This is a genomic window from Cupriavidus sp. SK-3 (genome assembly GCF_000611145.1).
Taxonomy (GTDB): domain Bacteria; phylum Pseudomonadota; class Gammaproteobacteria; order Burkholderiales; family Burkholderiaceae; genus Cupriavidus.
Genome location: NZ_JFJV02000268.1, coordinates 43,310 through 51,079, shown reverse-complemented (window position 1 = coordinate 51,079; position 7,770 = coordinate 43,310). Strand labels below are relative to the sequence as shown.

General features: G+C 63.9%; 5 protein-coding genes and 1 tRNA gene. 2 read left to right on the top strand and 4 right to left on the bottom strand.

Annotation, left to right across the window (positions count from 1 at the left end):
- Nucleotides 1–256: 256 nt before the first annotated feature.
- Nucleotides 257–1,258, top strand: a complete 1,002-nt coding sequence (locus CF70_RS29470; protein ID WP_035873765.1) for a lipase family protein — start codon at nt 257–259, stop codon at nt 1,256–1,258.
- A gap of 65 nt (nt 1,259–1,323) precedes the next feature.
- On the opposite strand, the gene CF70_RS29465 is transcribed toward CF70_RS29470, so the two are convergent.
- Nucleotides 1,324–1,400, bottom strand: a tRNA-Arg gene (locus CF70_RS29465).
- A gap of 484 nt (nt 1,401–1,884) precedes the next feature.
- Here CF70_RS29465 and fusA point away from each other — a divergent pair.
- Nucleotides 1,885–3,933: an elongation factor G gene (fusA, locus tag CF70_RS29460; protein ID WP_035873757.1), complete on the top strand. Its 2,049-nt coding sequence runs from the start codon at nt 1,885–1,887 to the stop codon at nt 3,931–3,933.
- A gap of 30 nt (nt 3,934–3,963) precedes the next feature.
- Here fusA and CF70_RS29455 read toward each other — a convergent pair whose 3' ends face one another.
- The 3 genes from CF70_RS29455 to CF70_RS29445 form a co-directional block, all read right to left on the bottom strand.
- The gene (locus CF70_RS29455; protein WP_035873747.1) at nt 3,964–6,390 is read right to left on the bottom strand and encodes a DUF3772 domain-containing protein; all 2,427 of its coding nucleotides are present in this window, start codon (nt 6,388–6,390) and stop codon (nt 3,964–3,966) included.
- Nucleotides 6,391–6,849: 459 nt separating this feature from the next.
- Entirely contained in the window at nt 6,850–7,269 is a 420-nt protein-coding gene (locus CF70_RS29450) for a hypothetical protein (protein ID WP_035873740.1), read from the bottom strand.
- 70 nt (nt 7,270–7,339) lie between these two features.
- Nucleotides 7,340–7,770: type II 3-dehydroquinate dehydratase (locus CF70_RS29445; RefSeq protein WP_035873822.1), on the bottom strand; the 431-nt coding region annotated here is incomplete at its 5' end.

Here is a 7,770-nt window from a genome sequence, read left to right as displayed (position 1 = left end):
GTATAGGGGCGGGTGTTCCGCGCCTTGGACAAGGACTCCGCACTCGCCACCAATGCCGCCCGTTCCGTAGGCTACGCTAGAGATAGTCCGCAATCTCCACGTTCGTCGTCTTTGGAAAACATGTGCGGGGTGGAAAGGTAATCGCATTCGGGCGTGTGGCAGGGCTCCGGTCCCAGCCAAGATGATGGTCGCGAACTGCACGATGGCGCTCGCACAATGAGTGCGTGGTGCCCGTCGGCAAACGGGGGGTGCCACGATGACTGACGAAGAGATCATCTTTCAGGAGTGTGGCCTGCAGATTGACAGGGTCGGCGAGCTTGCGCTGCTGATAGCGGACGTGTTCAACGCTTGCCGCGATAGCAGCGCCAGTCTCAGGCCATCGGCGCTTGAGGATTCCCTGTTTGCCCGGCTGGCTGCGGCGCAGGCCGTGGCCGGCTACCTGGTGGCAAGCGATGTGCTGCTCGGGCTGGACCGGCGCATGCACATACTGGCCGAGAGGGTTTGCTACGGTGTCGTCCTGAAGGAGCCATTCGGTGCCGGCACGGACTTCGTCGTCATCCGGGGTACGGCCAGTCTGCTTGAGTGGCTGGTCAACGCAGAGTGCGAACTGGTCGGGGTACCGTCCATCACCACCGCCGGGAAGGTTGAACTGGGTTTCTCGAGCATATTCACTTCCATGCAGTTCCTGGCCGCCGATAACGCGGGGGACGCCCAACCGCTGCTTCCGAGCCTCATGAACGTGGCAAACGGCAACAAGCTGGTCGTCACGGGGCATAGCCTGGGGGCGGCCATCGCAAGCTATCTCACGCTAGGCCTGGCGAAGGCGGGTATCGGCGGTGACAAACTGGCGGCCTGTCTCTTTGCATCGCCGCGGCCTGGGGACCAGGGCTTCGCGGATGACTTCCAGAGCAGGGTTGATAACTACATCGTGATCAACCACGCGCTTGACGCCGTGCCAAAGCTGCCGAAAGAGATTGCCGGCTTCAGATCGCTCCGGGACGTGTTGACATTCCCCAACCCGAACATTCCGTCTGTTGGCCCGGCGATCAGGGATGATCTTCTCTGCCATCACCACGCAGTCTGCTACGCGGCGCTGGTGGCGCCTGGCGCCCTGGGCGCCTACGCCGCGGACGCGGGAGTCGCGCCCGGCAAGGTTTCCTGGGCCAGCCTGCTCACGGCAAACCATGACGAGATGAACTGTATCGTGACGGACGTACTCCTCGTGCAGCAGAATCTGGACCGCCTGCGCGGGGCATAGGCCTGGCCCGGCCTGTGGGAAATGAAAAAGGGCTTCCATAACTGGAAGCCCTTCAAACAAATAGGTGGTGCGGCTGGCAGGATTCGAACCCACGACCCCTTGGTTCGTAGCCAAGTACTCTATCCAACTGAGCTACAGCCGCACGCGAGGGCAGAACTATATCGCAATCGTGGGAAAATGCAATCTATTTTTTGATTAATGCTTCCGCAGGATGTGGCGGCGGGCTCTTGTCTTACACCACCCAACGGGCGAACAAAGCCGCGCGACGAACGGATTCAGAGCATCTCGAGTTGAACCAACGCATGGCCTCTCTCCTTGTTGCCGTTTCCCGCGGACGCGAACCTGCGTTGCGCGCCAAATGCCGTGCCCGACCGCACGCAACTCAGGCGCCCCTACGGAAACGGGAAATTTTGCGACGGGTAATCCCCATTTTTGCGTATCGTGGGGTGTGGACGTACCTTCCGATACGCTGCGGGTGAGGCGTGCGGCACTCGCGCCGCCGGCCGATTCCACTGCACGGCTTGCATCGCCACCGCGCCGGCCCGGCGCGGGTTTCACCCCATATGGTGTTCCCGGCCCCTATCGCCAATAATGGTCTAACTGACATTGCCGGACGAGGGCGCGCCATGCTTTATAGTCCCGATGCAATTCGTACGATTGCCCTGCTGGGGCACGCGGGGTGCGGCAAGACCTCGCTGGTCGAAGCGCTGCTGCACAAGGGAGGCGCGCTGCATCTCCCGGGCAGTATCGAGCGCGGCACCACGGTCTGCGATTCCGATCCTCTCGAGCGCAAGTACCGCCACTCCCTCACCTCCGCGGTCGCGCACCTGCACTATCGCGACACCCGCATCTACCTGCTCGATACGCCCGGCTATCCCGATTTCTCCGGCCTGTCGATGAGTGTCCTCCCGGCAGTCGAGACTGCCGCCATCGTCATCAACGCGCAGACGGGCATCGAGATGACGACCCGGCGCATGATGGCCTGGGCGCAGGATCGCAAGCTGTGCAGGATGATCATCGTCAACGGCATCGACAAGGAAAAGACGGATCTGCCCGCGCTGCTGGCCGACATCCAGGAGGCCTTCGGCAAAGAGTGCTTGCCGATCAATCTCCCGGCGGGGCGCGCCAGCGAGGTCGCCGACTGCTTTTTCAGTCCCGCCGGCGCGGCGGACTTCCTGTCCGTTGCATCGGCTCACGACGCACTCGTCGATCAGGTCGTGGAGATCGATCCCGAGTTGATGGAGCTCTATCTGGAGCAGGGCCAGGCGATCGCGCCGGAGCAGTTGCATGCGCCGTTCGAGCGGGCGCTGCGCGAAGGCCACCTGGTGCCGATCTGTTTCACGTCGGCGGCCAGCGGCGCCGGCATCGGGGAACTGCTCGACGTGTTTGTGCGCCTGCTGCCTAACCCGACCGAAGGCAATCCGCCGCTTTTCTACCGTGAGGCAGGCGAGCGCCGCGTCGCCGTTCGCGCCGAGCCGGTGCCCGACAAGCATGTGCTGGCGCATGTCTTCAAGATCACGATGGACCCGTATCTCGGCAAAATGGCCGTGTTTCGCATCCACCAGGGTACCGTCTCGCGCGACAGCCAGCTCTATATCGGCGACGGCCGCCAGCCCTTCAAGATCGCGCATCTGCTGATGCTGCAGGGCAAGGAGCGCGTCGAAGTGCCGCAGGCCGGACCCGGCGATATCTGCGCGGTGGCCAAGATCGACGAGATCGCCTTCGATGCCGTGCTGCACGATGCCAGCGAGGACGGCAACATCCACCTGGTCCCGCTCGATTTTCCGAAGCCGATCTATGGCCTGGCGATCGAACCGGCGCGGCGCGGCAACGAGCAGCGCCTGTCGGAAGTGCTGCAGAAACTCGGCGCGGAAGACCCGTGCCTGCGCATCGAGCATCCGGCCGGCACCAATGAAACCGTCGTGCTTGGCCTGGGCGAGCTCCAGTTGCGCTGCGCGCTCGAACGCCTGACCGACCAGTACAAGCTCGAGGTGGTGACGCGGCCGCCCAAGATCGCCTATCGCGAGACCATCGGCGGCAAGGCCGAGGGGCACCACCGCCACAAGAAACAGACCGGCGGTGCCGGCCAGTTCGGCGAGGTGTTGCTCCGCGTGGAGCCGCTGCCGCGCGGCACGGGCTTCGAATTTGTCGACGCGGTCAAGGGCGGCGCGATTCCGGGGCAGTTCATTCCCGCCGTTGAAAAGGGTATCCGCCAGGTTCTCGAAAGCGGGCCGCTGGCCGGCTTTCCGATGCAGGACGTGCGCGTTACCGTGTTCGATGGCAAGAGCCATTCGGTCGATTCGAAGGAAGTGGCGTTCGCGGCCGCCGGGCGCAAGGCCTTTATCGATGCTGTGCTCAAGGCGCGGCCGAGCGTGCTGGAGCCGATCGTGGATATCGAGGTGACGATGCCGGAAACGGCAATGGGCGACATCATCAGCGACCTCTCCGCCAAGCGCGGACAGGTGCGCGGCACGCGTACGGCGGCTGGCAACAGCGTCGTCGTGGCGGGGCAGGTGCCGCTGTCCGAGCTCAACGACTACCAGTCACGCCTGAACAGCATCACGGGCGGACACGGCAACTACACGATCCAGCTCAGTCACTATGAACCCGTGCCGCCCGCCCAGCAGGAACAGATGGCTTCGCAGCACAAGTCGCATGGGGAGGGCGCGGCCTGACGGTGCGGCAGGCCGATGGCGCCGGCGGTATCAGGCGTTCAGCGCAGGCAGGTTTTGCACTCTCAGCGTTTGTGGCACCGACAGTGAGATGTCGGCCGCGCGCAGCCGCTTCAGGATCTCGAACAGGAGGTCGCTCTTTGTTTCCGTGGCGATCCGCGGGCTGCCTACGTAGCCCGTCACGCTCAGCGTGATCCCGTTCGATGCCAGCTGGCTGAACGTGACGGACGGCGCGGGCTTGTCGAGAATCGCCATGTTTTCGCGGTAAGCCTCCAGCAGCAGATCGCGCACATGCTCGGGGTCGATGTTCAACGGGAACGTCAGCTGCAGCGTCGCCACACCTTGCGTGCTATTGCTCATCGTCACGTTGCGCAGGTTCTGCGATATCAGCTGCGAGTTCGGCACGATCACGGTGGAGCGGTCGCCTAACTGGATTTCCGTCGCGCGCACGTTGATGCGCCGGATGTCGCCCTCGACGCCGCCGATGCTCACCATGTCGCCGACCTTCACCGGACGCTCGGTCAGGAGAATGAGCCCCGACACGAAGTTCTTGACGATCTCCTGCAGGCCGAAGCCAATCCCGACCGACAGCGCGCTGACGATCCACGCGAGGTTGTCCCATTTGACGCCCAGCAGCGACAAGGTCAGCAATACGATCAGTACGTAGCCGATATTGCTGAACAGCGTAACGAGCGAGACCCGCAAGCCCGGCTCCATGCATACCTTGGGCAAAAGCTCCGCATCCAGCCAGCGCCGTACCGAGCGCAGCAGGTAGATGCCAACCGACAGCGCGATGGCCGCGCTGAGGATCCGGTCGGGCATGATATTGAGCCGGCGCAGCTTCTCTCCGCCGAGCACCGTGAGCAGGCTGTTCAACAGATCGCTCGGTGTCGTGCCGAAGCCGCCGGTCAGCAAGGCAATGACCGCGACCAGCAGCAACAGGCTCGTGCCGATGCCCGACACCACAGTCGACGCCTGCTCGAGATGGCTGTCCCCCAGGCCGAACAGCTGCTTGATGACTTTGCCGCTCGCATGATGCAACGAGAACACGCACTCGCAGACGTCGCGTGTCAGTTGCGTCAGCAGATACAGGCTACACAGGACGATATCGACCCAGACGAGTTCGTAGGTCAGGAAGCGCGCGAAAGTGATATAGCCAATAAGCAGGGCGAACAACGATGCGATCACCGTAATCGTCACGCCAGCGTGGATCATGCCGGCCAGCGTGGAGCGCGCCTCGGGCTGCTCTCCCGCCGCGCAGAGCAGGGTGCGCACGCGGTTGGCGCGCAGCAGCGCCGCGCCGATTGCCAGGACCACGACAAGCGACACAAGGCCGCGGCCCGACAGCGTGACTTGCAGGCTGGTATCGGCGCTCCGGTTCAGTTGCTCGAGCGTGCCGGCCAGCAGCAACAGGCCGGCGAGCACAGCGGGGAACGGGCTCATCGCCAGCGCGACCCGATCGGCGAGTGCCGGCAGGCGCCATGACGGATGACGCGTGCATAGCAGCGCCCGGCCGAGGCCGGAAATCAGCGCGCTGGTCAGCGTCAGCTTTCCGAGTTCGCTGATCAGGTCTTGCAACTGGGGCGGCGGCTCGTAGTATCGGGTGAAGGCGAAGCAGATGATCTGCACCGCGACCGCCGTCGTCACGACGGTTGCGAGGGCTGTCGCCAGTGCGAGCGCGCTGCGCCGCAGGCGGGACTCCGGCAATCGCGTCAGGCAGAACCACGCGAGAGCCCGCTCGATGAGCCGGCGGCCGATCAGCCAGACAGCCAGCGCAAGGAGTACGAGGAGGGTGGTGACAGCCTGCTGACCCGGCTGCCAGGCCAGTTGCCACAACGGGACGACCTGGTCCTTGAATGCACTTAGCCTTTGCTGGTCTTCCGGTGTCGGCTTGAACAACGGCATCCAGAACTGCGCGCTCAGGATGCTGTCCGAGCGCAGCGCCAGCTGGTTCTTCAGCAGGCTGCGCTGCAGCTTGGCGATCTGCCCGTTCAGGTTGGCTACGTTCTCCTTGTCGTCGGCCGCCTGTTTCAGTCCGTTGTCCAGCTGCGTCTTGCGCGCGTTGAGTTCGGCCCTCTGCTGCGCCACGGCAGGTGCTTCCGGCGTCGTTCCGGCGGCGGGCGCCGGGCCGAGCACATCGAGCTGTGCCTGCAACTGCGCACGCTCGGGCAGCAGTGCCGCGGTCAGCTTGTCGACGTCGCCCGCCAGTTGCTTGATGTCATTGTCAAGCCCTTCGAGCTGCGTGCTGCTCGTGGCGGCCGACGCCAGCTGCTTGATACGGTCCTGTTCTGTCTGGAGCCTCTTCAGTTCAGCGACGGCCTCGGCATGCGAAAGTGACGTTGCGAGCTGGGCATCCGTACTTTTTACGGTATCGGCGGCGGCTGCCGGCAGCGCGGCCGGGCTCAGGTGGAATAGCGCAATCAGCACAAGGCTCAGCGCGAGCTTGGGGAGTTTGCTCATAAGAGAAAAAAGCTGCAGATCGGCTAGCCGGGCAGGCAATCGGGCACTTTTCCGTGGATGGCCCTGGTTCGCCAGACGGCGCGTTGCCAGGCTCGACGATCGGGATGTTGGACGGCCGCGGCGCCGATCAGACGGGAAGTCGATCAGACGGCTGGGGCGCGATTTCGGCGGCGTGCTCTTGCTCTGGCGTAGAGGACGCCCGGTACTGGGCGGTCAGTGCGGGACACTGCGATACGATGCCGTGCGGGCGGTAAGCCGCTGCAGCAGGGCCGGATTGGCGGCCGAACTGGCTTACTCATCGCTTGCGCAGGCCACATCGCGCTGACCAGTCTGGCGGCGGCGGGCCGGGGTTTGACCTAAGGAAGCTGCATTATAAGGCATGCCGCCGCTCCCGATCGTGCGGTTTTCCGGTGTCCGCAGGAAAGGAGCTAGCCAAACAGCATATTGGCGCGTCAGAAATCACTGCATGACAAGGCCGTCGGCCATCTGGTCCTGCGCCATGGGAGTGACTTCGGATGAGGCGTAGACCACGCCAGCCACCGGCGCGGTACCTGCCGCCACCATCACCGTCTGGACGGGTTGTTGCGCCCTGAACGAGACAGAACCTTTAATGACGCTGGCCGCGGTCACGGTATAGGTACCCGCTTGCAGGTTCCCCAGGGTCGTCGATTGCCCCACAGTCTGCCGGTAGCCGCCGGGGCCGGTGACCGTGACGTTGGCGGGCGTTCCCGCAGGCAGGCCCGAGATGATGATGGAGAGGGTGCCGGGCGTGCCGTCACCGGTGGTCACTTCGACCTCGCCGCCCCCGCCGCACGCGGCGACGATGAGGCAGCAGGTGCTGAGAAGTAAGCACAGGGCATGTCGGAGCGTGGACGTCATGGCTGGCTCCCGTGGAGGTTGGCCGCAATGGAATCATGGCGGTGCGGCAACACGATGTCCAGCCCGGGGACTAGCTCCGCAATGCGTCGGCCATGGCGCGAAGCGCCAATGTGTAGCCGGCAACGCCAAGCCCGCAGATCACGCCCGTGGCCGCCCGCGAGATGATCGAATGGCGATGCGTCTCTTCGCGCGCGTGGATATTCGTGATGTGCAGTTCAATGACCGGCCGCTGAATCAGCTTGACGGCATCAAGCACAGGTACGGATGCAAAGGAAAATCCGGCCGGATTGATGATCACGGCGGCGTTCTTTTCAAAGGCTTCCTGGAGCCAGTCCACCATCGTGGCCTCGCTGTTGGTCTGACGAAAATCGCAGTCGATCCGCAATTCGTCAGCCAGCCCGGCGACGCGTTGTTGCACCTCGGCAAGCGTGGTCGTGCCATACAGATGCGGCTCGCGCTTGCCCAGCATGTTGAGATTGGAGCCGTTCAGCAGATATACGA